Raw genomic sequence first — 26,055 nt, 5'->3', positions numbered from 1 at the left:
CTCCTATAATCTTCTTTGTTTAAAGACAAAATAACACAACAGGTCATTTTACACTTTCACAAGGATACGTCAATTTTGCTCAGTGTTGCGCGAAGTTAAAGTAACCGATGCAACCTGATGCCAATAATCCAACTTTACCAAGTAATCCGCGCGTTTTGCACTCGGTGCTATGTAGCGGTCAAGGTTAGTCTGATTGGTCTTTTCCCAGACCTGCAAGGCCAAACTTGTGAAATCATCCAGGGGCAGCTTGGCATATTGGTAGCGCCAAGAATTAGGATTGTTACGCGAAAGCGCTGTCTCGAGTAGGTTGCGGCTGAGGTACCAAGCCTTGATGTGATCCAACTTCGCATCAATGTAGATACCAAGGTCCAAGGCGTTGGCACTAAATTGCAAAGCGACAACCCCCTCAATAATCAAGACGTCGGGACGGTCGATGGTTAACTTTTCATCCGGGACAATGTCGGCTAAGCGCTGTTGATAAATCGGTGTACTTACATGACTTTTCCCCTGCCGGAAATCTTGAATGAGTTGTTCGAGTTCATCGAGTTTATAAGACTGGGGAAAGCCCTTCTGATCAAAAATGCCGGCTGCTTTGAGCTCGGCATTTGAATGTAAGAAATTATCGGTCGACAGAACCTGACTTTTGAGTCCCTTTTGCTTCAATGCATCAGCAAGGCGTTCGGCCAAGGTTGACTTGCCCACGGCAACGGAACCCGTGAGGCCAATCACCATAAAGTTGTCCTGGTATTTTTTTAGAATCGCATTAATAATTTCGTCCATGATTAACCCTCTTCATAGAGGTCGGCATCAACCTGCTTCAGTAGCGGTGATGCTTCCCCCTCACCAATTAGGGTCAAACGGTGCATGGCACGTGAGGCAACGGTGTAGAGCAAGCGGCGCTGGCGTTCATCACTGTAATGCTTCTTATCTGCTTGCCAAATAATGACGGCATCAAATTCCAATCCCTTGGCAAGGTAGGACGGCACAATAATGGCACCGGTAACCAAACGCTGGTTTTCGGATTGAATCAAGGTTACCTTTTCATCCTTCAACTCTTCAGCGAGTTGCTTAGCCTCGGACAAAGATTGAGTAATGATGGCGGTTGATTCGTGATCTGCATCGTTTTGCTTAAGCTGATCTTTCAGAGCTTGCAAAGCGTCGGTATGGCTCTTTCGTAGTTTAAGAACAGGCTTATCCCCAGCACGATCAAAGGCCTCAATGGCACGGCCGTTGGTCAAAATCCCCTTAGTAAAGTCGGTAATTTGCTGGGTTGAACGGTAGGTTTGGTTCAACTCAACTTCGCTGACCTTATCGGGGTCAAATAGTGAGGCGAAATCATCTTCCAAATTGTTGGCATTGTCCTGGGTGAAAATTGCTTGGTTTAAGTCCCCAAGCACCGTGAACTTGGCCAATGGGAATGAGAACTTCAAGAAGGCCAATTGGAAGGGCGTGTAATCTTGAATTTCATCAATAAATAGGAAACGAATATCGCGCTGACCATGTTTTCCCGTCATTAAATCATAAAGGTAAAGGTACATGGTCGTCGTGCTCAAAGACATTTTGTGTTCTTTGAGGGCAGCAATTGTACTCTCGACATAAGCCTGCCAGTCAGCTTCTTTCACACCAAAGGCGGCCATATCAAGATATTCCGGCAAACGACGAAGCAAGTCAACGAACTGGGCGTTGATGTTGAGGAAGGCCGCGCGGCGAATCTTACGAGCCAAAGGCTTCAATTCGCGCGTGACAATTTGCTTGGCCAAAAAGCGCCGTTCTGCCTTTTCACTGCTGAATTCACGTTCTTGTGGACCACGTCCCATTTGCGCCATACGCGTTTGAGCGGCGGCATCCCCCTCTTGGTCATCGCCAAGGCGGGTTTTACCAGCACCAATCAAGTCGTCATATTCTTGCTTGGACAAGTTTTCAATTTCCAGTTCGACCCAGTCTTGCTGCATTTGATGACCGATTTGACTGCGCAAAGAACGCATCAAAGCTTCTTGAGTCGCTTCCAAACGCTGAGACAAACGGTAGTTTTCATTATATTGATAGTAAATTTCCGCAATCTTTTCCTTACTAATCAAGACCTGATCATGGAAAACGAGGTTGCGTAAGCGGGCTCCCTCCGTGTTAAGGGATTGTGCATATTTTCCAACAGCTCGGAAAGCCTTTAGCGAGCCCAACATCTGGTCAATGTCGCGGTGTTCACTTTGTGATTCAAAACGTTCGGACAAGGTTTCCACATTCATCCGTGGCAAACGCCGCGATGCATACTGGAAGAAAGTCATCTGAACGAGGTTTTGTTCACCAAGTTCTGGCAAGACTTCATTAACATAGTCGTTAAACAACTGGTTCGGACTAAAAAGAACCACTTGCCCAGACGTCAGCTTACCGCGGTAACGATACAGAAGGTAGGCCACGCGCTGCAAAATGGCGGCCGTCTTACCCGAGCCAGCCGCTCCCTGAACAAAGAGCAAGTCGGAATGGGTATCACGAATAATCTTGTTTTGTTCCTTTTGGATGGTCGTCACAATCGACTTCATCTTGGTCGTCGACTCACCGGACAAAGCATTCAGCAACATCGCGTCCCCGATGGCTTCTTCGGTATCAAAAAGCGTGACGATTACGCCGTCTTCAATTTCAAACTGGCGTTTCAAGGTAACATTAGCTTTTTGTGGGCCGGCCGGCGTGTTGTAATCCACTTCACCAATCCCACCGTCATAGTAAATCGAGGCAACCGGCGTACGCCAATCGTAGACCAAGAAATGATTTTCTTCGTCGCTAAAAGAAGCCAAACCAATGTAGATAGTTTCGCTGCCCTCTCCCTCCCCGTCGATTTCGGAAAAATCAATTCGGGCAAAGTAAGGCTTATCTTCTTGCTTAAGCAAAGTTTGATAGCGCTGTTCAGCACGGCTCTTGGAACTTTCGCGTTCCGCAATCAACTGTTGCTGCTGGCGAACAGACATAGCCGTTTCGACAATCCCTGAATAGGTACTCGTCTTCAGGCGGACATCGTCCCAGCCCTTAGCTGCATCATCAATGTTTTTATTCGAGCGAATAATCTCTGCCTTGGTATCTTCCAGGCTTTCATGAATCGCATTTAAGGTTTTATCTAAGTACTTCTGTTCACTTGCTAAGATTTGATCATCCAAAAGGGTCACCTCGTCGTAAATCGATTGTCACAATTATACGCTTACCAGTTCCAAAGATAAAGCTAAGTGGCATAAACAGCATAACGGTGGATTGTTTAGGGGATAAAAAAAACGCCAAAGGCGTTTTTCATTTTTACTTATTCGTTAATGAAGTAATACCAGGCAATGGCTTACCTTCCAAGTATTCAAGGGAAGCTCCACCACCAGTTGAGATGTGTGACAACTTGTCAGCGACACCCAAGGCCTGAACGGCAGCAGTTGAATCACCACCACCAACGATAGTCGTACCACCGTTTTCAGTTACCTTAACCAATTCTTCTCCAATGGCCAAAGTACCCTTGGCGAAGTTAGGCATTTCGAAAACGCCCATAGGTCCGTTCCAAACAACAGTCTTAGCATCTGCCAAAACGTCTTGGAACAACTTAACTGACTTAGGTCCGATATCAAGACCCATGTAACCATCAGGGATACCTGCAGTTGCATCAACAACTTCAGTCTTGGCGTCGTTTGAGAAGGCGTCAGCTGCAACAGAATCAACAGGCAAAACCAGCTTGTCGCCAGCTTCTTCCATCAAATCCTTAGCAGTTTGAACCTTATCTTCTTCGAACAATGACTTACCAATCTTGTTACCCTTAGCGGCATCGAAAGTGTAGGCCATTCCACCACCAACAATAACCTTATCGGCCTTGTTCAAAAGTGACTTCACAACGTCAATCTTGTCAGAAACCTTGGCACCACCAATGATAGCGACGAAGGGACGCTTAGGGTTATCAACAGTGTCACCCAAGAACTTGATTTCCTTTTCCATCAAGAAGCCGGCTGCAGCTTGGTCAACGTTTGAAGCGATTCCAACGTTAGAAGCGTGGGCACGGTGGGCAGTTCCGAAGGCGTCGTTGATGAAGAGGTCGTCACCCAATGAAGCCCAGTACTTACCCAATTCAGGGTCGTTACCAGATTCCAACTTGACGTATTCACCGTTCTTAACATCTTCAAAACGAGTGTTTTCAACCATCAATACTTGGCCGTCTTGCAAAGCATCAATAGCAGCTTCCAATTCAGCACCGCGAGTTTCAGGGATGAAAGTAACTTCCTTACCCAACAATTCGCCCAAGCGCTTAGCAACTGGAGCCAAAGACAATTCCTTCTTGTCTTCTTCAGTCTTAACACGACCCAAGTGTGAGAACAAAACGGCACGGCCGTTGTGTTCCAATACATACTTAATCGTTGGCAAAGCAGCAACGATACGGTTGTCGTTTCCAATTACGCCATTCTTGATGGGCACATTGAAATCAACTCGCATCAATACTTTCTTACCAGCAAGTTCCAAATCTGTGACAGTCAATTTTGCCATTATTGCCTCCAAAATTAATTTATTTAACAGTGACAATTATAAAGCAAAAAAACCGACATGTCTTGTAAATGCGATAAATTGAGCAAAAGTAGTCAAAAGCAAGGCACAATTAACGGTCAGTTTCTCCTTGTTCCTTTATAGGAACTTCAATTTTAAAAAAAATATCCGCCGGCATATGGTACTCCGCCACTAAAAGACGGACTTCAGATAAGCGGAAATCGGCACCCGTGCCATTGATCTTCTTGTTTATATAATTGCTGGTTGTTCCCAAGGTGCGCGCCAAATCAATCTGGCTAACACCTTGCCGGTTCATCCAGTCTTTAAGGTCGTAATACGGTTCTCGAATCCGTTTAGGCATGAGGTCTCCTTGTCGTTCCTTTTCAGGAACAAGGTCATTCTACCCGCTGAAAAGTCTGCTGTCAACTGCAATGTTCCTAAATAGGAACTATTATGGTATAATCATTCTCACTGGAGGAAAGATGAATGGACTTTGCGGAACAACTTAAAAAATTACGAAACAAACGCCAGCTTTCCCTCGACCGTTTGGCACAGGAATTGAATCAAAAGTATGATTCTCATATCAGCAAAAGCATGCTTTCCCGTTGGGAGCATGGTGGCGATATCCAGATGTCCTATGTCCGCATTCTTGCTGATTTTTTCCAGATTCCACCTGCCCTCATTATTGATGATCCTGCTAGTCAAAATTGGCAGGAATTTTACCAAGAATTCCAGCAGTTAAACCCCGGCCAGCAAGAAAAAGTCGTCCAGTTTGCCAAGAACCTACGGGCAGACAATAAGGACGAATTCGCTGCTCACCGCCGTCAAAACGGCAGTGTCGAAGTCTACGGAGCCGTTTCCGCCGGTACCGGTCAGTACTTATCCGAACCCAAGCCAGAAAGCGAGGCCTTCGACGGGCCTATCCCCGATTACGACTTTGCCGTGCGGGTTTCCGGCGATTCCATGTTGCCCCTTTTTAGTGACCAAGAACTGATTTTCGTCAAAAAAACAACAGCGGTTCGCTCCGGCCAAATCGTGATTGCCAACTACGACCAGCAGGCCTACGTCAAAAAGTACATTGACGACAAGGCGGGCCGTCGTTTGGTTTCACTGAATGCTAACTACCCCGATTTACCAATCGAAGCGGGTCACGAAGTCAGTCTTCTTGGCGTTGTGATTTTATAAAAAGAAAACTCCTCAAACGAGGAGTTTTTTACTGCGCAAAAAAAGCAGTCCGAAGACTGCTTAATTAGTTGCCCCTGCTGGGATCGAACCAGCGCATGGAGGTACCAAAAACCTCTGCCTTACCACTTGGCCAAGGGGCAGTTGAATTTGGCCGCTTGCGCGGCGATGGGAGCGGTAGGATTCGAACCTACGAACCCGAAGGAACGGAGTTACAGTCCGTCGCGTTTAGCCAGACTTCGCTACACTCCCGATGTCTCAAACAACTATCTAATAATAACAAGCTTTACTTGCCATGACAAGCAAAATAACGCATTTTATCCGAAAATGACTGAATTTCAGTCAACTATGCCAAATCCCTAAAAAGTTGTTTGAGTCGCCCTTAAACTAAAGGCATGCTTACCAAATTTGAACACGCTTTTCAGGCGCAAGCCACATGCCATCCCCATCATGAACATCGAAGGCCTTTGCGAAGGCATCGAAGTTTTTAACAGGTACGTCCACACGCAAACGAGCTGGTGCATGCACATCGATGGCGGCCAACAATTGCAAGTATTCCTGACTCGCCTTTTGCCTCCAGATGCGGGCGAAGTTCTTGAAGAATTCCTGCGCATCAAAGTCAGCCTTTTCCTGGGCTGCTGACAAAGCGGCTGATAGGCCACCAAGATCGGCAACGTTTTCAGAAACTGTTAGGTGGCCATTAACCTTGGCACCCCCACTTTCTAAGCCGTCGAATTGTTCTTCAACCAACTTAGTCCGTTTCTCGAACTGTTCGAAGTCCACCGGCTGCCACCATTCTTTCAAATTACCGTGCTCATCATAGCGAGCTCCGTTGGTATCAAAGGCATGGGTGATTTCGTGGGCAATAACTGATCCAACCCCACCGAGATTTTCGGTATCACTTTGTTCCAAACTGTAAAACGGTGCCTGCAAAATAGCGGCTGGGAAGACAATTTGGTTGAAGTCGGGATTGTAGTAAGCGTTGACCGTATCGGCTGACATTGACCAGATTTCGTCATCAGGCTTTTGGTGCCACTTGGCCAAATGAAAGGCGATACTTTCCTTACTAAAGCGCATGGCATTAGCCAATAATGACTGATTAGTATCAACTACGCGCTTTTCTAAGTAAGCAGGCACCCGTTCGGGGTAACCAACTTGAATCTTGAGCGCATTCAGCTTTACCTTTGCTTCTTTCAAAGTCTCTGGGCTCAACCAATCATTTTGATCAAAACGACTTTGATAAATCTTGATAAGCTTTTTAACCATGGCGGTCACATCCGCCTTACCTTGAGGACCAAAGTAAGTTTGACCATACCAGCGGCCGACCAGTGGGGCGAAGAAAGCCCGGGCCTGCTTGAAGGCTGACTTTTCGGGACCACTTGCCGCCTGGATTCCTGAAAGCGCACGGCCGTATTGACCAGCTAAAATTCGCAAATCATTGGATAACATCGGCGCCATTTGTAAGGCCATTTGAACCAACGACCAAGCCTTAATCTCTTCAAAGTTTTCGGCCGTATAAATTTTCGAAGCAGCATTCCAGAACTTAGCATCTGAAATAATCAAACGGTCAATCTTTTGCCCCATCGTTTCTTGCAGAACAAATGACAAATCGTAGTCGGATAGCTTAGCTTGTAAGTCGGCCAAGTCAGTGGGATGGTAGTTCTTCCAATAATCGGACATTTCTTCATTGCTGGACAGATACTTTGCCAACAAGCGGTCAAAAGCCAAAGTTTTTTCAACTAAGTCCTTACTTTCCGCTTCGCTATAGCCGTAATGTGGCAGCAATTCCAAGACCATCTTTTGCCATAAAGCAAGCATCCGCTGCGATTGCTCCGCATCGTCATAAGTTGTCGTATCTGGCAAAATCACATCCGGCGTACTCAACCAAAGTTCATTGATGCTTGTATCTTTTGAATCAGGCGCAACATAAAATTCGAGCGGCGTACTGTAGCCGTCCTTGAGCAATTCACCTTCAGCCTTTTGCCAAGTTTGCCAATCTTGAATGTCACTTAAGCGATGCAACCATGCTTGCGCTTCCTTCGTTCCGGCTGCCTGGCGGGTATCCCAGTCCTTGGTGAGCTGATGCATAGCAACAAAGCCCTTCAGATTGGCAGGAATTTCTTTTTCTCCGGCTTCAAAGGCGGCTAAGTCAGCGCGTTCGATTTTTTCAATTTTTTGACTCAAATCGTTAAAGCTGCTGGTCGAAGGCTTATCGGGCGCAATTTCAGCCTGATCAATCCATTCGCCGTTGACGGCTTGGTAAAAATCTTCTTTATATGAAAGCATTCATTCTCCTTTGTGATGTAAAGTCTGTGCTCCAGCATCCTTTGGTAAAGTTAGTATTTCAGCTAGAGGATAAATTGAAATTAAAGCTAATAGGATGAAAGTACCCTTGTAGGCAGCTGCCGTCGAAAAGTATTGCTGCAAAATGGCCACAATCATCGCGGCAACCCCAACGCCCAACCCTTGGGCCAACATTTGAACAACGGATTGGAAAGTATTGGCTGAATTCTTTTCTTCACGGTCTAAATCAGCAAAACTCAAGGTGTTGTAGGAAGTCAAACAAAGGGAGCGACCAACTCCGGAAACAAAGGCTACCGTGGCAATCCACCACTTCATCGTTTCAGGGGTCATGAAGGCAAAGGCAACCGTTGATGAGGTTGCTAGAACCAAGCCAATCACGATGGCTAAACGATAACCCGTGCGTTCGATAATCGGCGTGGTAAAGGGCTTAATCGCCAAATTCCCCAAGAAAATAAAGATAACGTAGGTCCCGGCAGTCACTGCTGACCAAGAAAAGACCACCTGCAACAGCAAGGTCATCATGTAGGGCAAGGCTCCGATGGTCATCCAGAAAATCGAACCGCCACTCTGGTACACTCGGAAAGTTGGCACCTTCAAAGCAGCCAGAGAAAAGAGCGGCTCCGATGCCCGACGCAAGTGGCGCACTGCGAAATAACCAACGGCAATCGCCACAAGTAAGAGTGCACTACCCCAAGGCAGCATTTCGATTCCGTCACCAAGCAAGTCGGACGAAATCAAAAGCGCCAAAACGCTCAAGCCAACAAGGATAAAGCCAGGCAGGTCAAAGTCGACTTTTTCCGTCTTGCTAAAGTCTTGGATGACACGATGACCAAATAAGATGATGCCCAGTCCAATGGGTAGATTTAAGAAGAAAATCCAGTGCCAAGTGAGGTAAGAAATAATGTAACCACCCAACAAGGGCGCAATCGCTGGTGCAATCAAGGCCGGCCATACCAGGTAAGAAAGCATTCGCAGCAAATCTTTTGATTCAGTATTTTCCAAGATAATCAAACGGCCGACTGGCACCATCAAGGCCCCGGCAACTCCTTGCAAAACACGCATACCGAGCAAAAGCGGAAGATTGTTAACCAAACCACCCAAAACGGATGACAAAGTAAAGAGTGCCACAGCCCAGAGAAACAATCTTTTACGAGGCAAACGGCGGGCCAACCAACCTGACAAGGGGATAAAAGTGGCCGCGGCCAACATGTAGGCCGAAATCAACAAACTCGCCGTACTTTGTGAAACGGATAAGTCTCTTCCAATAACTGGCAGAGCCGTCGTCACAATCGTACTATCTAACATCTGCATAAAAAGAGCAGCGGCGACGACCAAAGCAGCCTTAGTCAATCGGTTCGTATTCATCTTTTCAGTTTCCATTAATCAGCGGCCTCTTTTACTACGAGATTTAAAGCGTGTTCGACAACCGTTCGTCCCATAATTGGCTGTTCTTGGCGATGATTGGCAGGATAATTGGCATGAACAGCAGCCAGATCAGCAGCGGTAATTTTCAAAGGTTCTGCCAAAATATACCAGCGGACGCCCTGCATGAGCGGCGGCGTGGTCAAGGTACCCGTATATGTGTAGGATTTCTTCGTCACCGGCAAAAATTCAGCTAGATCAAAAGTCTCCGCCTGACCCTCAAATAAGTCAGGCAGGTCCAGGCTTTTTGCAGCAAGGTCGACCTGCCCCATGAAAGCGATGACCATGGTTTCCTTGCCGCGTTGTGTGACAATGTGCCCTTCCATGTCATAGCGCTGGCCATCAAAAGTATGTTCGGCACCATCATGAAAGTGGAAACGCTCCACTTCCCAATCTTGGCCATTTAATAGAAAGTGCCCCTTTGCCATGAATTGCAAACCGGAAAGGCGCGGGTCCAATTTGATTGCGGGAGAAGCTGGCAGAAAGACCAGTTCGTCGGCTTCGCCAGCTTTTAAAGCCGTCTTTTTAATATCAATTGGCGATTGTTGCTTAGACGGGGTCGTATACTGCCAAGCTGATTGGTACTGATAGTCGAGTGGTTTCATCATTGCCCTCAAATTTCACAAAGTTTCATTGTTTTTCATTATACCCACTGCCCGAAAAAAGGACAAAATAAAAGAACAGTAATACCGAAGTATCAACTGTTCTTTTATTAGGTATAAACCTTTGAAGAAATAAAACGTTTGTAAACTCCCACTTGCAAACGCTTATTCCCCGGAACTTCGCACATGCCGTTTGGGTCATAATGTTGAAAGTTGATAACAACCATCCGCGCTCTGATAGTTGACCTCGAGACCGGGAATTGTAGGACCCGTATCCCGCGTCGGACTAGCAAAGTTGAACGAACCGTCCACCTGACTTCACTAATTCCCAATCGCTGAATTATCATTGGTTCACATATAATTATAACCGGTCATGAAATAGATTAAAACGCTTTAATAATACAAATAGAATACAAAAAGCGAATAAATTTGCAATTTAAGACCTTTTGTCACTTGGCAGTAATCTTTGAAACTGTTTTGTAATACTGGTGTAACCTGAACGCAACATTATTCCGCTTTGTTGCTGAATGTCCAAAATTTCTTCACAAAGTAATGTAAACTGATGCATACATCAAGCCCGCACCAACCAAAACGAAAACGTGCCAGTAAACATGGCCCATCGGGATCTTAGGAATCAGGTAAAAGATCGTACCGAGGGAATAAACCACCCCACCAGCTAGTAGTAACCAAAAAGCCGTGTGAGCCAAGGCACCCCATAGGATTGGCATGGCCAAAATAATTAACCAGCCCATGATCAAGTAGATGGTCACGGAGACCCATGGCCAGCGCCCAACTAGGAACAAATCGTAAACCATCCCCGCAATGGTCATCGCCAGGATCGTTCCCCAGATGGCCCAGCCGACCCAGCCTTTTAGGACGAGCCAGGTGAAGGGTGTATAAGATCCCAAAATCACCAAGTAAATGCCGGCGTGGTCAAAGAATTGGAAAAGTTTCGCGGCCCGGGTAAAAATCAAAGCGTGAAAAAGCGTCGAAGCTAACAAGAAGGTCGCAATACTAATAATGTAAATCACGACAGCAGCCAACTCTAAGGAAGAAACCGGCCCCTCGTGATAAATATGAAAGAGCAAAGCAATTCCGGCAATGGCAGCTAAGAGAAAACCAACGCCGTGGGTGGACGCGTTTAAAACCTCATAGACAATTTGATATGTTTTTGAACGTTTTTGCATGGAAAAGACTCGCTTTCGGCTTTATTATCGGTTGATAACACGAAAATGATTCGCTATTTTAATAAAAATCGCAACTATACCAATTGACTTTCTTCCCAAATTTTCTTATACTATGTATGAAAATTGATTTAGGAGGAAGACTCATGGATATCACATTTACTGATGCTGCTAAGGACCGTCTTCAGAAGTACTTGAAGAACGATGCCAAGATTGTTTTAGACTTCGACGATGGTGTTGGACCATTCTCAGATGAAGCCAACTGCACTTTGGCCTTGTCATTCAACCTTGTCTTTGTGAACAAGGATGCTGATTTGCACGAATTTGGTGCAAAGATTTCAAGCAACTTGGGCGACGTGTACGCAAAGCCTTACTCGCTCGACCAAATGAACGAACACATGAAGGTCGACCTTGATCCAAAGTACTTGCGCTACAGCTTGTCTGGTCAAAACGGTGAACTTGACCCTAGCTTGGGCATCAAGGATTACACCAGCAAGTAAGCGATTACAACTATTGTAAACTAAAAACAGCTTCCGCGGCAGCGGAGGCTGTTTTTTTAAGTTTAATTTATACCATTGATTCCCAATCGCGCGACCAAATGAGGGCCATCCCACCGTCACCAGTGTGAACCCCAATGACTGGATCCATGCTAGCCCGTTCGAACTGGATGGCTGGATATTCTGTTTGGAATTCCTTGAGCCATTTGTCCCCCAGCTTAGGGTTATTTCCGTCGACGACATAGGCGCGCACCGGATAGTTGATTTTGCGCAAGTATTCGTCGAGCGCCGTCTTGATTTCAAGACGGGCACCTGACATTTTACGAGCACGGCCAACGGCACCGATTTTACCGTCACCTTCAATATCGAAAGCTAGCAGAGGTTTAATGTTTAGCAAACCACCAATCAAAGCCTGACCGCGTGACAAGCGACCTGTTCGCTGCAAATGGGAAATGTCGTTGACCACGAAGCGAACATCTAAGCTAGCACGCAATTCTGCGACTTTAGTCAAAATTTCGTCCATGTCATGACCCTTTTCAGCCAGGACGGAGGCCAAAATCGCTTGTTCACCAGCCCCCATGTTGGTCAAACGTGAATCCAAAACTTCAACGCGACCCATGCCTTCGTAACCCTGTGCCACGAGCGTAGCGGTTTGGAAGGCGCCTGAAATTCCGGATGACAAAGTGATAATCACCGCTTGGTCATAACCGGCATTTTTGGCATCGTTAAGGGCTTGTTCCCACTGTCCCGGCGTTGGTTGGGACGTGGTTGGCAAGACCTTCTTTTCCTTAATCATGTCCACCAGCTGGCCCAGGGAATGAATGTCCTTGTCGCCTAAATAGGTTTCGTCACCGAAAAGGATGGGCACGTCGACTTGAAATAGATGGTAATGATTTCGTTTTTCCGCTGGGATGGCGGCTGAAGAGTCGATAATGACAGCGATTTTACTCATTTTTCTTTACCTCACAATATTGAGTACTATAGCATATTAGAAAAGTGCAGGTGCGCACATGGCGGCGAGGGCAAAAGCCAGCATGCCGAGTAGCACTTGTAGGCATAAATAACCGATTTGACGGCTTAATTGGTCATGTTGCGCTGATTGAGTCATCATGGTTGAAAAAGTAGTTAGTCCACCCAGGATGCCAGTTCCTAGGAAGAGGAAGTTCGTGTCATTAATCTGCGCACCATAGAGCAGACCCATTGCTGCGGCGCCCAAGACATTAACTCCTAGAATAGCGGTAAAGTACTTAGGCTGACTTGGCCAAGCAGCAATAATTAAGAAGCGGATAGCCGTTCCGATGCCCGCACCCAACATGGCAAGTAAGAGTTTTTCAAACATGCTGGCCTCCTACTTTATGAGCAGACTGCTGTCCGATACGGACCATGATCATTCCCCCAATGACTGTTGCCAGTAGGTAAATGATGCCGACAAAAAGACTTTCTTGATAATAATTAAGAATCATCGTGGAAAAGGTCGTGAAACCACCCAGAACACCAGTTCCAATGACGCTTTCCCAGGGTTTAAACGGGCTGTCATTTTCTGACAAATATGTTCCAAGAAAGGCCAAGCAGAAAGCACCCAACCAGTTGATCAACATGGTCATCCAAGGAAGGGAACCAATCAGCGGAACTTGGCCCAGCAAAAAGCGTAAGCCACCGCCAACTGCGCCACCAAGGGCAACCCAGACCGTATCTTTTAAAAGGTTATTAGAAGACATAATTGCTCCCTTCGTCATTTAAACCATTCTAACACTAAAAAAGAGCTTCCTATAATAGGAAGCTCTTTCCTTCTCTGAACCCGCGCACTAATTATTTCTTACGACTGCGATAGACAATAAAGCTAACGAACATCAGTACAAATAAGACCGTAAGATAATTTCGTTGATCAGCAACTTTCATCATAAAATCTGGAACTACCCATGAAATCGCAAGCACAGCTATGAAGAAGTAGCCCACCGTCAACGAAATTTCTTTAAATGCGTCTTTTAAAATTGCAATCATATCGAATAAGTTCCTTTAGTTATTACTGCTCATCTATTGAAAATGAACGTTAGAGATTTTGCTACCAAAACCAAATGGATTGAAATCAAATTGAATTCCACCAGGGAAATACTGTCCACCTACTCCCAAAACAGCCATAGCTGCCTTAACTTGTGGAGCCGGAATAAAAGTACCGGCCAATGAAGCACCTGACGTAATTGCACGCTTAGCATCATCTCGACTTAGGTAAATCCGAACAATAGTACCGCCTACATATTTAACAGCAGTCTTACCTTGATGAAAAATACCCTGCGGGTTCGCGCGTGTCACATCCACGGCTTCTCCCGAAGCTGGAACATTCACATCAGCAACCGCAACAGTCATAGCCGCCGTCGGTGCTGCACCATCTGCGTGTGCCACCTTATTGGCCACTCCAGTCAACAATGCTGCAGCGGCTGACAATGTCACCGCCGCAAACTTAACAAAATTCTTCATAAATATTTCTCCTCCTAATTTATGATGTATTCATCATATCGAGGGTTCCCGGAGGAGGAAATCATTTAGTCGATTTTTGGCACAGCTAATCAGATTTGGATCATAAGCGAACGAATTTTGGATCAGAGACCCAAACTTCCAAAAGCAAAGACCAACGTAATCGCCATCAACACCAAGTTCAAGTCAATTCTTTCTTCCTTGTTCTGAACGTACCTTCCATAGAGGAAAGATCCCAAGGCCATCAAAAAAGGAAAGGCATAGTTCATAGCTGTTAGCGGTTTAAAGAAGGCAAAAATTGCCAAAACGACGCAGGCAATCAAGAATCCAGCAAGAGCGCTTTTCAAAGCAAAGACATTTGTTTTTGTCATGGGTGGGTAACTCGCAATCTATTGATTTTTACTTTTTCAATTGTAACGAGCGTTTACGTCACATAGTGGAAATCGTCTAGTTTTTGGCATAATTGGCTGATTTTCGGGCATAAGCGGATAAAACTATAGACAAATGTTGACGAGACCGTTATAAATAACGATTATAGAGACGTACACAAGGAGGTGCTATCATGACTACTGGAAAGAAATATATGATTGAGGGACTCACAAGTGATGCTCAAGCATCCTTCAATCTTGACCCTGCAATTGTAGGGCCATTTGCTGAAAAATACGTGGCTGATGGCGAAATATCGAAAAACGATCCCGTGGTAATGCATGGAAGTTTATACCCTTACGCCATCAAAATGATTTTGAAATACAAATTGTTACCAGTAAGTGAAGTTGAAAAATTAGCGATTTAAAAAACCACCGAAGTTAATTTCGGTGGTTTTTATATTGGTAAATAGGACGCCAACACTTCCTGCGCTTTTTTATAGTTGTACTTTTTAGGATTCATGGTGACTTCTGCTCCGTTTTCATCAAAAAACTTTCCGGTAACACCCTCAATATTTTGATCAAGGACCAGATATTTTCCGATTAGAACATCTGTTTTTAACAAATCGCGCGTGTAAGGCATCAAGTTTGACCGGACATCACCTGGGAAGAAAGTGTTAACGGAAATATTCCGACTACGTAGCTCATTCGCCAAATAAATCATTAATAATGTCTTATGAGTGACAATCCATCCTGCCACTTCCATGCGAGTACTTTGGCTTTCGCAGATGGGCATCGTTGTCACTGCTCGAGGATTGCCAGACACGAGCAGAACTCGTCCGTTGTTAAGCAGCGGCGCAAGTTCAATTGCCACTCGATAATGGCTAACCAAATTAACAGCAATATTTTCTTTCGTATTCTTTGGCATAACCCCAGCGCTTAAAATTAGGCTATCCACTCTAGCAAATTTTTCTACTATTATGTTTCGTAATTCTTCAATATCTGAATCCAAGGTCAAGTCCGCCTGGAAAAAATGAACTTGATTAGAAAGTGAATTTAATGACTCAAGCCCATGCTCCCTGCTTCTTCCGACAATCATTATTTCATTTTCGCCATCATCCAAATCTCTTGCGATGGCGAGGCCGACACCAGATGTGCCGCCAGTTATGACAATATTTTTCTTCAAGAACTCACCCTATTTTTCTGAAACGGAAATAATTTCATGGCTGATTGATGGTTTTGTTTGAATCAAATTGACAATTGCATCAGCATACAATTCGTACGATAACGAGCTCGTACCATCATCGGCAAACCTTAAAACATCGCCTGAAATCACGTACTCCAGTGCTGAAGCGCGATTCGTAGACAGCTCAAATGCTGGAGCAAAATAGAGCCAGTCGACATTGTAAGCTTGCTTCAAAATATCGAAGGATTTTGCTTCTGCTTTTGCTAAAGCCACAAAGGGTTTTGGCACATCGGTGGAGTCAGCCACACGCAAATTCTTACTATTATCTAGATACAACGGCCCGACTCCGCCAGTCACAACAAGTTTTATTTTTTGCTCTGAAAAAATGTCGGCTAAATGTTGCATGGCATCAACTAACTGTTGAGGTTTATCAACACTCGGACCATAAGTCGAAATAACCACATCAAAAATCTGAACATCTTCGGGCTTCAAATCAAACAAATCTTTGTTCAAAATATGAATATTTTTTCGAGAATTTAGCCTTTCGGGATGACGTACAATTGCTGTGACATCCTCGCCGTCAATCGCCAACTTTTTAGTTAGGATGCTTCCTAACTTTCCCGTAGCGCCAATGATTCCTATTTTCATAACTATTTTTCCTTTCCTAATTAAAAGGACGTCCTAGAAATAGCTTACTTAACAACAAATAAAAAACAATAAGGCACTTTGAAGTAACCTACTTACCTCAAGGTGTCTTATTGTTCTGGTTGCGTCTCGGACTTGTACTTTGTACCCCATTCATAGATTTGATTGATCAACGGGCGAATGCTCTCACCCAATTCCGTCAATTCATACTCCACTTTGGGTGGCATAACTGGATAAACGACACGACGAATAATTTTCTTTTCTTCAAGAAATCGAAGATTTTCAGTTAAAACCTTCTGCGAAATATTTGGTAGCAATTTTAGTAGTTCGGAATTACGCTGCTTATCGTGCAGGAGCGCATTGATGATGAAAATCCGCCAACGAGAATTGATAATGTCGAGGGTATAAGTAACGGGGCATTCGTTAAAGTTGTCGTTGGCCATGGTGGACTCCTTTGATTTGCAAAACAATAAACAGATTTTATCACACATTAGAACCTCCCCATAAAACTTGACAACGCCCCAACAATCCAGTAAGCTTACAACATATTCAAGACTTTGGAGCAAGCATTCATGTTGATTAAGACCGCACAAGTTAATCGTCTTTGGTGGCGCCGGTAATCAGCTTTCCGATAGGACAAGCTGAGACAATCAGTATTGTCCCTACCGGCTAATTTGCAATGCACAGAAGTCTGTATGGGAATCCCCTGCAGGCTTTTCTTTTTGGCTTTGAAAACCTGCGGGTGGACGAAGCCTTTTATTTTGGGAGAAATCTTATGAACAAACGCCTTATTACCTGCATCGCTGCCGTAGCAGCCTTCCTGATTTTCGCCTTTTTCCAAACTGGGGGTAACTCCGGTAAATCAGGCAAGATGCCCACAGTTGGAATCCTCCAACTCGTGACCCACCCCGCCTTGGATCAAATCCATCAGGGTGTTGTCGACGGTCTCAAGCACGAAGGTTACGTCAACGGCAAGACGGTCAAAATCGACTACCAAAACGCCCAAGCTAACCAGTCAAACTTGAAGACGATGGCCCAAAATTTCTCAAATGAAAATGCCGCCCTCACCGTCGGCATCGCTACCCCATCCGTTTTGTCCCTAGCCAAAGTAGCTAACGGTCAGTCACCCGTTGTACTTGCAGGCGTCACTGACCCTGTCGGTGCTGAATTGGTGAAATCAATCAAGCACCCTGGCGCCAACATCACGGGAACTTCCGGTGATTCGCCCCTCGAACAGCACCTCCAAGTTATCAAGGAAGTCGTTCCCAAGGCCAAGACCATGGGTATTATTTACACGACTTCTGATCACGGTGGTACCTATCATGCCAAGAAAATGGCCAAACTTGCCAAAGCCGCAGGCTACAAGGTTAAGCTTTACACCATTTCTTCTACTAATGACATGCAGCAGGTCGCGCAAACCATGGCTAGCCAAGTTGACGTCGTTTATGCCCCACAGGACAACAGCGTTGCCTCAGCTATGAAGACCTTGGTTGCGGTTACCAATGCCGCAAACGTGCCCGTCATCCCCGCCATGGACACCATGGTTAAGGAAGGTGGCCTAGCAACCTATTCGACTAGCCAATACGACATCGGTTACCAATCCGGTCTGATGGCTGGCGAAATTTTGAAGGGTAAGAAGCCTGCTAACATGCCAGTTCGCTCAGTTACCAAGGGTGTTTACGTGGTGAACACGGCGGAAGCTGAAAAGCTCGGTATCCAGCTACCCGACTCACTCGTTCAAAAGGCCCAGAAAAATGGGGAGGTATTCAAATGAGTTTAATTGTATCTAGCATCGGGCAAGGAATTCTCTGGGCTATCCTGGGAATCGCCCTTTACCTGACTTTCCGAATTCTGGACTTCCCTGATATGACGGTTGAAGGTTCCTTCCCCTTGGGCGCCGCCACCGCGGTCGCCATGATTGCCCACGGCGTGAATCCATTTTTGGCAACAATTGCGGCATTTTTGGTCGGAACATTGGCAGGATTGACGACCGGGGTCCTCTACACCAAGGGAAAAATCCCAATCCTACTGGCCGGAATCCTGGTCATGACGGCCTGCCTGTCCATCAACCTACGAATCATGGGCTCGGCCAACATTTCCCTGCTGAACCAAAAAACGATTTTCTCAAGCGAATTCTTACAGTCTTTGCCAAAGTATTTCGACTCCGTCTTTGTCGGCTTGATTATCATTACCATCGTGGTGCTGGCCTTAATCTGGTTCTTGCAAACTGAACTGGGTCAGGCCTACATCGCGACCGGGGATAACCCCACAATGGCGCAGTCCTTTGGTATCAAGACCGACCGCATGACCATCATGGGTCTCATGCTTTCCAACGGGATGATTGCCTTTGGTGGTGCCGTTATTGCGCAAAGCAACGGTTACGCTGACATTAACATGGGAATCGGTATCATCGTTATCGCGCTGGCTTCCATCATCATCGGAGAAGTCGTCTTCGGTGAATTGAGCCTGAATGCCCGTTTGGTCGCCGTTATCATGGGGTCGATTTTCTATCGCTTGGTTTTGCTGGCCGTCTTGCAACTCGGCTTCTCAACCAACGACTTGAACTTGATTTCATCAATTATCTTGGCCTTGGCAATGATGTTGCCGCAGTTCCGCAAGGCGCTGAAGCTCGATGGCCTTTTGAAGAAGGGAGTCCGTCCACATGACTAAGCCTGTTATTTCCTTACAAAACGTGGTTGTGACCGTTGGTCAAGGCACGCAAATCCTAAAGGGCATCAATTTTGATATCTCCCCCGGTGATTTCATCACGGTTCTAGGAACCAACGGGGCCGGGAAGTCGACCCTTTTCAACGCCATCGCCGGTGACCTCGCCGTTTCTGAAGGGAAAATCCTGCACAACGACAAGGACATTACCCATCACTCTGCGGTTGAACGCACTAAGATGATTGGGCGCGTTTTCCAGGATCCTAAGATGGGCACTGCACCGCGCATGTCAGTTGCAGAAAATTTGCTTCTCTCTGAAAAACGTGGTCAACGCCGTACCCTGCGTCCCCGTGGATTGAGCAACGCCAAGCTGGCCGAATACCGTAAAATTACGGCTACCATGGGCAACAACTTGGAAGACCGCTTGCAAACACCGACTGGATCGCTATCTGGTGGACAGCGCCAGGCCCTCAGTTTCTTGATGGCCACCCGGGTCAAACCAGAATTGCTCTTGTTGGATGAACACACCGCGGCCTTGGACCCCAAGACCTCTGAACAGTTGATGCACGCCACCAACGAACAAGTCACGGGCAACCACCTGACCGCCCTCATGATTACTCACAACTTGAGCGATGCGCTTAAGTACGGCAATCGCTTGATTGTCCTAAACGCCGGCGAAATCATTCTCGATGTCCGCGACGAAGAAAAAAAGAACTTGTCCGAAGACAAGTTGTTGAAGTATTTTGCGATTTAATGAAAAGCCCTGCGGGGCTTTTTTGTTTGCCTGTAAAGCTTGCGCACGGTAAGCTATGAAAAGAGGATGCACATGAAATCTCAATCCAAGCACAATCTACTTCTGGGCACCGGTCGCTGGGGCCAGAAAGTTAGTCCCACTTATTCAGAGCTACTCGGCCGTCATCTGCTAATCGTCGGCCAAACCGGTAGCGGCAAAAGCACCACCGCTAAGCAAATTGTGGCCCAGCTACAAGAGCAGAACATAACCAATATTATTTTCGATCCAACTGGCGAATACAGCCAGCAAGTCGCCAATAACGTGACTTATAAATTGGGTGAAAACGCCTTTATTGACTTGGCGGAACAGTCAGCCGAGCAGATGATGCCCTTATTGGGCTTGGACTGGGATGCTGAATTAAGTAGCAAGTTTGAGGCCGCGGTGACTTCTCTTCGAATTCAGCAGAAAAAGGGCGCACAAGGTGTGCTGAACAAGATTAACCTGCCAATTGCCGATTATGAAGCTGCTCAAGAAAAACTATATCCGTCAGACCGACAGTTCAATCTTTCCTTGCTGGCTAAGCAAATCGTCCAGGAGTTTGTTGTCCCTTTTGCTGATGATCGAGCTGATTATAGCGTCTTGGGACAAGAGGCCGATCGGCCCACTATCAGAAAATATTGGCCGGAAATTATGGCGCTTCAAGAAAAACTAGCCTATACCGACTTAAATCATATTTTCCACTTTCAGGAGCAGAATGGCAGCCCATTGCAATACGATTTAACCTTTGTGCTAAAGCAATTTGACCGGGCAACCAGTTCGCACCGTTCGCTAGTTCTCGACCTTTCAACTTTGCAAGCCCATCCCCAAATCCAGGCCCAGGTGGTTTCCTTTCTGATGGACAGTATTTTGTATAATCGCTTGAAATCAGGTAAGAAAGCTCCGATTGCCATCTTCATCGACGAAGCCCATCGTTACCTTGGTCCCGATGAAAGATTAAAACGGCACGGAATCTTTCATATCTTGCGTGAAGGACGCAAATCAAATCTCAACTTGGTTTTAAGCAGTCAATCCCTGCTAGATATGCCAGCGGAAATGCGTGGCCAGTTCGGCCAGATGCTCATTCATCGTTACCAAATTCCGGCTGACCTTGCCGCTTTAGTACCTTCTAAAATTCTCCTACGACGCCTCCCAAAACTTCCAACCGGCGTGGCATTATTGACGAATGGCAGCAAGAAAAAATTGATTGAAATCAAAAATCCAAACGTCGAGTAAAGCTCCCCTCACCACAAGGAGCTTTTTATTTTGCTTGACTTTTATATTAATAATATTAATATACATATTGTTAATATAAACAGGAGAAAATTTTATGAAAAAGAAATCCCTCAATCTTATTTTCGTGCTAGCCATCTTTATTTGTATGCTGGATACGACTGTCATGAACGTTTCGCTGCCAGCAATTAGTGAGTCGCTCGACACCGACTTGGACACACTATCTTGGGCGCTAAATGCCTATACCATCATCTTCGCTTCGCTCACCATCCCGCTAACTCGGATTGCTGATATGTGGGGTAAAACGCGCTGCTTCCTGCTAGGGGCACTTGCCTTCGGCCTGGGCTCTCTGCTATCGGGTTTGGCAGATAGTTTTACCTTTCTCCTAGTCGGTCGAGTTATTCAGGCCCTTGGAGCAGCCACACTCCTGCCATTAGCGATGGTTATGGGGATTGAAGCCGCTGCTCCTGCAGCACGACGGAATACAATTGCTTTACTCGGTACCACGCAGGGTCTAGCAGCCGCGATGGGCCCCATTATCGGTGGAATTGTCACCCAGTGGCTTAGTTGGCACTGGATTTTCTTCATCAACATCCCCCTCGTCCTTGTCATCATGTTGATGACTTGGCTCAATCGCGCAACTTTACCACAAGGACGCAAAGGGCAAAACATGGACTGGCCGGGTTCTCTACTTTCCATCATCACCTTGGCATCATTGACGACTTTATTGATTAAAGGTCGCACTTGGGGCTGGGCATCGCCTTTAAGTTTGTCGGTTATTGCTCTGATTTTAATTAGTTTCATCCTTTTCATTTGGCGCGAAAAAACCGCTAAAGAACCGATGATTCCGCTTTCCCTCTTCGCCAGTCGCCAATTTTCTGGGGCAAGTATCGTCCTCGTGCTTTCATCCCTCTTCCTCGTCGCGATTTCGGTTATCCTGCCAACCTACTTCGTCAACATCGAGGGCTTCTCTACCTTGAACGGTGCCTTAATGATTACACCAACGATGTTTGCCATCTTTATCGTGGCACCAATCGCTGGTTTCTTACAGGAAAAAACTGGTATCCGTTGGTTAATTTTCGTTGGATTATGCCTAATGGCTGCTGGTTATGCCAGTTATGGCTTCACGGATGCTTTGACCCAAGTTTGGTCGGCTTGTTTGGCTGGTGTCTTAGTTGGTGCCGGTTACGGTATGATTATGGGACCTGTGACGGCAGCTGCAGTAGCCGACTTTACCGGTCCGATGCTATCTGCCTCACAGTCGGTCACCGGTGTCTTGCGCCAGGTCGGTGTTGTCCTTGCCGTGGCCATCTTCGTTTCCGGCCTTTATGCCAACTTACAATCCGCTAAAAAAGAAAGTATCCAAGATGCGGAAAGAATTATTAAGACGTCAGATATGCCAACTCAATTGAAGCCAATCGTTATCCAAAGCGCCACGAAGAAGCTTCAATCTTCAACCGGTAACACCGGTAAATCTGCCAAAACCGGTAATCCCGTGATCGACCAAAGCATTCAAAAAGTACAGACACAAAGTAAGACGAACTACCGTTTGGCCTTCAAAAAGCTCTATCGCTACGCTCTTCCGGTAATCTTACTTTCACTTTTGACAATTTTTATTTTCAAAAGACGATAATTTTATATAATAAATGGAGTTATTTCTCGTATAAAGGAGTGTGCCATGAAGGGACAGGCAATAATCTTAGGTTTGCTGATGAAAAAGCCGCTGACGGGCTACGAACTGCGCGAGCGAATTGAGGAGCATCTTATTCATTTCTATGATGGCGGCTATGGCATGATTTATCCGACCTTGAAGAAGCTGGAAGCAGCCGGCCTCGTCACTAAAGAGACCGTTGTGCAGTCCGACAAACCTAATAAGAATATTTTTGCCATCACTCCTGCTGGGAAAGCAGCCTTTAAAGAAGCCTTAGAAGCAGACCTTGCTGACGACTCCTTCAAGTCCGATTACCTACTGCGCCTCTACTTTGGCGAATTCCTGGATAAAAAGGAATTGATTGCACTTACCCAAGAGAAGATTCGCCACACGCAAAGCCATTATGATGCTTTAAAAAGTAAAAGTACCAACTGGGACAAATCGGCCACTCCGGAACAAAAATTCACTTATGAATTTGGCCTGGCTCAGTATGAAAATAGTTTGAATCTCTTGCGAAAAGAACTGAAATTATTGGAAAAGTATAAGTAAAAAAGACGCCGGCGGGCGTCTTTTTTTTCATACATATTTCTTGATAATTTCAATTAACAAAGGGGCCACATCAAGCCCAGCCTTGCCATTATAATAATCCTGAAAACTTTGAGTGCTTTGGTATAAATCTGCCAAATTTTTGTGGTAGTCCTTCGTATAATTCGGATAGATGTTCTTTAACCAAGCGGCATGCAGTTCAAAGGCATGCTTGGCCTCAATGCTATCTAGACTTAGTCCCTTTCTTCGAATCCGAATAAGATTTTCGATTAGCTGTCCCTCCGTCGAAAGACTTTTTTCGAATTCCTTTTCTGTCATACTTTCTAAGTTGGCTTTAGTTTGACTGTAAGCTTCTTGTCCATATTCCTCTACAGCTTGAGCCGCATATTTTTCTTCATTGTCAGCAATTAACTCTGCCTTCAATTTTACAAATTGCTCCATCGATTTGTCCTCACTTTTTCCTTGGTAGTATTGAATGCTGTCTCGTAGATCACTCAGTAACAGTTCTTGCTTTCGAATATAATCTTGAATCTTGTCACCTTGTTTTTCCAAAACTGACACAATGTCATAGTTTGGCTTTGAGAGTACTAATTGAATTTCCTTTAGTGATAGACCGTACTTACGAAAGAAAAGAATTTGCTGCAAACGATCCAGCTCAGCTTGTTGATAGTAGCGATAGCCGTTTGAATCCAAGTGATCTGGTTTCAAGAGATTGATTTGATCGTAATATCGAACCGTGCGCGCAGTAATTCCGGTTAGTTTTACGATGTCATTAACGGTGTATTGCATTTTACTTCCTCCAACAAAATTAAGTATGGACTATGACCCAGCGTTAGGGTCAATAGCATATTTGGCAAGATTAACATTTGCCTTTTTCTCATCAAAAGCTCATAATTAAATCAATCATTTCTATGGAGGTCATGACATGCGAAAAGTTGCCGTAATGGGGGTTGGGAACGTTGGTTCCACAGTTGCCCATTTGATTGTTGATCATGCGGATGCTGATGAACTTGTCCTCTTTGACGCCCGCAAGGAGCGCTTGAAGGCAGAAGTTTTGGATTTGCAGGATGCTGCTTCCCTTTTGGATCGTCACGTCACAGTTTCAGAAGGATCATTTAAGGAAATGGCAGATGCCGACGTCATTATCTCAGCAATCGGTCGGATTGACTTGATTGAGCCCGGTGGAGACCGCTTCACCGAATTGCGCGCCAACAAACCTTCAGCCGAACAGCTTGGTAAAGATTTGAAGGCCGCTGGTTTCAAGGGCGTCTTGATTGCCATCACTAACCCGGTCGATGTCATCACCGGTATTTACCAGGCCAACCTTGGTTTGCCAGCAAACCAAGTTATCGGTACCGGAACTTATTTGGACACGGCCCGCATGAAGCGTGTTGTGGCCGAAAAAGTTAACTTGGATCCGCGTTCAATCGAAGGTTACGTTCTTGGTGAACACGGCGACTCACAGTTCGTTGCTTGGTCAACGGTTCGTGCCCTTGGAAAGAGTGCAGAACAGCTTGCTGAAGAATTCAACTTCTCCCTTGATGATGCCGAACAAGCCGCTCGTCAAGGTGGCTTCGATGTCTTCGCTGGTAAGCACTACACAAACGTGGCCATCGCCCATGCTGCCGTTTCTTTGATGAACCTGGTTTTGTCAGATGCACGCCGCGAATCAATCGTATCGCACTACGATAAGGATTTGGATTCCTATATTTCAACGCCTGCGGTCATCGGCCGCCAAGGTATCGTTGCCGACATCGACTTGGACTTGCCTGATAGTGAATACGCTAAATTGAAAGCTTCAGCCCAAACCATTTCAGAAAAGACTCAAGCTAATTCTTAATACAAAAAGCTGCCGATTATCCGGCAGCTTTTTTATTGCATGATACAATTTAATTAAATCCGAAAGTCCTCACCCTCGTCAATGGCATTGATTTTGTCAAAGACGGTAAAGAGGTGGTCACGTTCGGTTAAACGATACTTTTTACACTGGCGATCAAAAACAACTTCCGACTGGATGTCTTCTCCAACCTGTAAATCCTTCAAGAATTCGCGAATCTCGTTAATGTCACGCTGCACCGTCTTACGGCCCACGAAGAACATGTCTTCAATCTGGTCAATGGATAGCGCACCACGACTAATCAGCACTGAATATAAGCGCAGCATGCGCTGTTTGTCGTTAAAAACGGATTTGGAACTCGCCATGTCATATCTCCCATTGCATATTCTAACAAAATTTTAGGAGCTCGTTATGTTTTCATTCTTAAAGCGTCTAGGCCAAAAAGATGGGGCCATTGAAAAACCAAACTTCGATGAAAGTAACTGGCAGCAAACTTCCCAAGCAGCTGTTTTCTTTGACGGCTATCAGAGCGCACTGAAAATTGCTGAGTCCCAGGAAAAAGCAGCTCAAGTTGAAACATTGAAGGCTCAGTACGAACCGCTGCAGCAAGCCTTCCTAAAACGCTTAGAAGCACGGCTGAAGTACGAAAGTAGTCAAATCGAAAATCAAGACGAACGCGACCAATACATTATTGATCAAATCAAGGCCGTCCGCGCTTATACCAGCGAAATGCCAATTACCGTTCGCACCCGACTAGCTGAGCTAAAGCATCATTTATTCGAATCTGATTAAATAAATGAGATTTTTGTTATAAAACTGTTGACAGACTCTTATTAATTAGATATTATTATATCAACGCTTAAGCAAGCGAACATGATTGCTCCATAGTTCAGCGGTAGAATAATACACTGTTAATGTAGAGGTCCCTGGTTCGATCCCAGGTGGAGCAGTAATAGAAAGCGACTTAATTGATTGCTTTTTATTATTATAATTTTATCAGAA

The 26,055-nt window shown here is 45.5% G+C and carries 30 protein-coding genes and 3 tRNA genes; 12 read left to right on the top strand and 21 right to left on the bottom strand.

Features of this window, described 5'->3' with window-relative positions; translation table 11 throughout:
- Positions 1–69: 69 nt before the first annotated feature.
- From ABSY64_RS04520 to ABSY64_RS04505, 4 genes are all read right to left on the bottom strand, one after another.
- Positions 70–780, bottom strand: coding sequence for a type I pantothenate kinase (locus ABSY64_RS04520; RefSeq protein ID WP_349641895.1), 711 nt, complete (start codon positions 778–780; stop codon positions 70–72).
- Between the two features lie 2 nt (positions 781–782).
- Positions 783–3,146: an RNA polymerase recycling motor HelD gene (gene helD, locus ABSY64_RS04515; protein ID WP_349641894.1), complete on the bottom strand. Its 2,364-nt coding sequence runs from the start codon at positions 3,144–3,146 to the stop codon at positions 783–785.
- A 133-nt stretch (positions 3,147–3,279) separates the two neighbouring features.
- On the bottom strand, positions 3,280–4,497 hold the full coding sequence (locus ABSY64_RS04510; protein ID WP_349641893.1) for a phosphoglycerate kinase: 1,218 nt from the start codon (positions 4,495–4,497) through the stop codon (positions 3,280–3,282).
- 109 nt (positions 4,498–4,606) lie between these two features.
- Positions 4,607–4,855, bottom strand: coding sequence for a helix-turn-helix domain-containing protein (locus ABSY64_RS04505; protein ID WP_349641892.1), 249 nt, complete (start codon positions 4,853–4,855; stop codon positions 4,607–4,609).
- A 125-nt stretch (positions 4,856–4,980) separates the two neighbouring features.
- On the opposite strand from ABSY64_RS04505, the gene ABSY64_RS04500 reads away from it, so the two are divergent.
- The gene (locus ABSY64_RS04500; protein ID WP_349641891.1) at positions 4,981–5,679 is read left to right on the top strand and encodes a helix-turn-helix domain-containing protein; all 699 of its coding nucleotides are present in this window, start codon (positions 4,981–4,983) and stop codon (positions 5,677–5,679) included.
- A gap of 68 nt (positions 5,680–5,747) precedes the next feature.
- Here the strand turns inward: ABSY64_RS04500 and ABSY64_RS04495 are convergent.
- The 6 genes from ABSY64_RS04495 to trhA form a co-directional block, all read right to left on the bottom strand.
- Positions 5,748–5,819 (bottom strand) — tRNA-Gln (locus tag ABSY64_RS04495).
- A 26-nt stretch (positions 5,820–5,845) separates the two neighbouring features.
- Positions 5,846–5,928 (bottom strand) — tRNA-Tyr (locus tag ABSY64_RS04490).
- 147 nt (positions 5,929–6,075) lie between these two features.
- Complete coding sequence (locus tag ABSY64_RS04485; protein WP_349641890.1) at positions 6,076–7,962, bottom strand: M13-type metalloendopeptidase; 1,887 nt, start codon at positions 7,960–7,962, stop codon at positions 6,076–6,078.
- Entirely contained in the window at positions 7,963–9,360 is a 1,398-nt protein-coding gene (locus ABSY64_RS04480) for an MFS transporter (RefSeq protein ID WP_349641889.1), read from the bottom strand. It abuts the gene before it with no gap.
- On the bottom strand, positions 9,360–10,010 hold the full coding sequence (locus ABSY64_RS04475) for a carbonic anhydrase family protein (RefSeq protein WP_349641888.1): 651 nt from the start codon (positions 10,008–10,010) through the stop codon (positions 9,360–9,362). The genes ABSY64_RS04480 and ABSY64_RS04475 overlap by 1 nt, the downstream gene beginning before the upstream one ends.
- Before the next feature lie 536 nt (positions 10,011–10,546).
- Complete coding sequence (gene trhA / locus ABSY64_RS04470) at positions 10,547–11,191, bottom strand: PAQR family membrane homeostasis protein TrhA (RefSeq protein ID WP_349641887.1); 645 nt, start codon at positions 11,189–11,191, stop codon at positions 10,547–10,549.
- Between the two features lie 143 nt (positions 11,192–11,334).
- On the opposite strand from trhA, the gene ABSY64_RS04465 reads away from it, so the two are divergent.
- A complete protein-coding gene (locus tag ABSY64_RS04465) occupies positions 11,335–11,688 on the top strand; it encodes an iron-sulfur cluster biosynthesis family protein (RefSeq protein WP_349641886.1) in 354 nt (117 codons plus the stop codon).
- 67 nt (positions 11,689–11,755) lie between these two features.
- Here ABSY64_RS04465 and ABSY64_RS04460 read toward each other — a convergent pair whose 3' ends face one another.
- The 6 genes from ABSY64_RS04460 to ABSY64_RS04435 form a co-directional block, all read right to left on the bottom strand.
- Complete coding sequence (locus tag ABSY64_RS04460) at positions 11,756–12,637, bottom strand: DegV family protein (RefSeq protein WP_349641885.1); 882 nt, start codon at positions 12,635–12,637, stop codon at positions 11,756–11,758.
- A 36-nt stretch (positions 12,638–12,673) separates the two neighbouring features.
- Positions 12,674–13,024 (bottom strand): fluoride efflux transporter FluC, encoded by a 351-nt coding sequence (locus ABSY64_RS04455; RefSeq protein ID WP_349641884.1) that lies wholly within the window; start codon positions 13,022–13,024, stop codon positions 12,674–12,676.
- Positions 13,017–13,403, bottom strand: coding sequence for a fluoride efflux transporter FluC (locus ABSY64_RS04450; RefSeq protein WP_349641883.1), 387 nt, complete (start codon positions 13,401–13,403; stop codon positions 13,017–13,019). The genes ABSY64_RS04455 and ABSY64_RS04450 overlap by 8 nt, the downstream gene beginning before the upstream one ends.
- A 91-nt stretch (positions 13,404–13,494) precedes the next feature.
- The gene (locus ABSY64_RS04445; protein WP_349641882.1) at positions 13,495–13,686 is read right to left on the bottom strand and encodes a hypothetical protein; all 192 of its coding nucleotides are present in this window, start codon (positions 13,684–13,686) and stop codon (positions 13,495–13,497) included.
- A gap of 33 nt (positions 13,687–13,719) precedes the next feature.
- Positions 13,720–14,160: a hypothetical protein gene (locus ABSY64_RS04440; RefSeq protein WP_349641881.1), complete on the bottom strand. Its 441-nt coding sequence runs from the start codon at positions 14,158–14,160 to the stop codon at positions 13,720–13,722.
- Positions 14,161–14,282: 122 nt separating this feature from the next.
- Positions 14,283–14,528 carry a hypothetical protein gene (locus tag ABSY64_RS04435; protein WP_349641880.1) on the bottom strand — a complete coding sequence of 82 codons (246 nt, stop codon included), beginning with the start codon at positions 14,526–14,528 and terminating at the stop codon, positions 14,283–14,285.
- Positions 14,529–14,719: 191 nt separating this feature from the next.
- Here ABSY64_RS04435 and ABSY64_RS04430 point away from each other — a divergent pair, with 191 nt between their 5' ends.
- Complete coding sequence (locus tag ABSY64_RS04430) at positions 14,720–14,950, top strand: hypothetical protein (protein WP_349641879.1); 231 nt, start codon at positions 14,720–14,722, stop codon at positions 14,948–14,950.
- A gap of 29 nt (positions 14,951–14,979) precedes the next feature.
- On the opposite strand, the gene ABSY64_RS04425 is transcribed toward ABSY64_RS04430, so the two are convergent.
- From ABSY64_RS04425 to ABSY64_RS04415, 3 genes are all read right to left on the bottom strand, one after another.
- A complete protein-coding gene (locus tag ABSY64_RS04425) occupies positions 14,980–15,708 on the bottom strand; it encodes an SDR family NAD(P)-dependent oxidoreductase (RefSeq protein WP_349641878.1) in 729 nt (242 codons plus the stop codon).
- A gap of 9 nt (positions 15,709–15,717) precedes the next feature.
- Positions 15,718–16,356 (bottom strand): NAD(P)-dependent oxidoreductase, encoded by a 639-nt coding sequence (locus tag ABSY64_RS04420; protein ID WP_349641877.1) that lies wholly within the window; start codon positions 16,354–16,356, stop codon positions 15,718–15,720.
- A 107-nt stretch (positions 16,357–16,463) separates the two neighbouring features.
- Positions 16,464–16,796: a winged helix-turn-helix transcriptional regulator gene (locus ABSY64_RS04415; protein ID WP_349641876.1), complete on the bottom strand. Its 333-nt coding sequence runs from the start codon at positions 16,794–16,796 to the stop codon at positions 16,464–16,466.
- A gap of 332 nt (positions 16,797–17,128) precedes the next feature.
- Between ABSY64_RS04415 and trpX the strand changes: the two genes are divergently transcribed.
- The 6 genes from trpX (at position 17,129) to ABSY64_RS04385 (ending at position 23,219) form a co-directional block, all read left to right on the top strand.
- A complete protein-coding gene (trpX, locus tag ABSY64_RS04410) occupies positions 17,129–18,127 on the top strand; it encodes a tryptophan ABC transporter substrate-binding protein (protein WP_349641875.1) in 999 nt (332 codons plus the stop codon).
- Complete coding sequence (locus ABSY64_RS04405) at positions 18,124–19,023, top strand: ABC transporter permease (RefSeq protein WP_349641874.1); 900 nt, start codon at positions 18,124–18,126, stop codon at positions 19,021–19,023. Before trpX ends, ABSY64_RS04405 begins: the two co-directional genes overlap by 4 nt.
- Positions 19,016–19,771 carry an ABC transporter ATP-binding protein gene (locus ABSY64_RS04400; protein WP_349641873.1) on the top strand — a complete coding sequence of 252 codons (756 nt, stop codon included), beginning with the start codon at positions 19,016–19,018 and terminating at the stop codon, positions 19,769–19,771. The genes ABSY64_RS04405 and ABSY64_RS04400 overlap by 8 nt, the downstream gene beginning before the upstream one ends.
- 72 nt (positions 19,772–19,843) lie before the next feature.
- Positions 19,844–21,022 (top strand): ATP-binding protein, encoded by a 1,179-nt coding sequence (locus tag ABSY64_RS04395; protein ID WP_349641872.1) that lies wholly within the window; start codon positions 19,844–19,846, stop codon positions 21,020–21,022.
- A gap of 94 nt (positions 21,023–21,116) precedes the next feature.
- Positions 21,117–22,652, top strand: coding sequence for an MFS transporter (locus ABSY64_RS04390; protein ID WP_349641871.1), 1,536 nt, complete (start codon positions 21,117–21,119; stop codon positions 22,650–22,652).
- Between the two features lie 45 nt (positions 22,653–22,697).
- Entirely contained in the window at positions 22,698–23,219 is a 522-nt protein-coding gene (locus ABSY64_RS04385; protein WP_349641870.1) for a PadR family transcriptional regulator, read from the top strand.
- A gap of 27 nt (positions 23,220–23,246) precedes the next feature.
- Here the strand turns inward: ABSY64_RS04385 and ABSY64_RS04380 are convergent, their stop codons facing one another.
- The gene (locus tag ABSY64_RS04380) at positions 23,247–24,005 is read right to left on the bottom strand and encodes a MerR family transcriptional regulator (protein ID WP_349641869.1); all 759 of its coding nucleotides are present in this window, start codon (positions 24,003–24,005) and stop codon (positions 23,247–23,249) included.
- Positions 24,006–24,141: 136 nt separating this feature from the next.
- Here ABSY64_RS04380 and ABSY64_RS04375 point away from each other — a divergent pair, with 136 nt between their 5' ends.
- Positions 24,142–25,056 carry a lactate/malate family dehydrogenase gene (locus tag ABSY64_RS04375; RefSeq protein WP_349641868.1) on the top strand — a complete coding sequence of 305 codons (915 nt, stop codon included), beginning with the start codon at positions 24,142–24,144 and terminating at the stop codon, positions 25,054–25,056.
- A 53-nt stretch (positions 25,057–25,109) separates the two neighbouring features.
- Here the strand turns inward: ABSY64_RS04375 and ABSY64_RS04370 are convergent, their stop codons facing one another.
- Positions 25,110–25,418, bottom strand: a complete 309-nt coding sequence (locus ABSY64_RS04370; RefSeq protein WP_349641867.1) for a kinase — start codon at positions 25,416–25,418, stop codon at positions 25,110–25,112.
- Positions 25,419–25,464: 46 nt separating this feature from the next.
- On the opposite strand from ABSY64_RS04370, the gene ABSY64_RS04365 reads away from it, so the two are divergent.
- Positions 25,465–25,845 carry a GTP-binding protein gene (locus ABSY64_RS04365; protein ID WP_349641866.1) on the top strand — a complete coding sequence of 127 codons (381 nt, stop codon included), beginning with the start codon at positions 25,465–25,467 and terminating at the stop codon, positions 25,843–25,845.
- A gap of 86 nt (positions 25,846–25,931) precedes the next feature.
- Positions 25,932–26,003 (top strand) — tRNA-Asn (locus tag ABSY64_RS04360).
- The last annotated feature ends 52 nt before the right edge of the window (positions 26,004–26,055 follow it).

It is taken from the genome of Eupransor demetentiae, from assembly GCF_963930865.1.
In the GTDB taxonomy this organism is placed as follows: domain Bacteria; phylum Bacillota; class Bacilli; order Lactobacillales; family Lactobacillaceae; genus Eupransor; species Eupransor demetentiae.
This window is presented reverse-complemented; position numbering and strand designations above follow the sequence as displayed.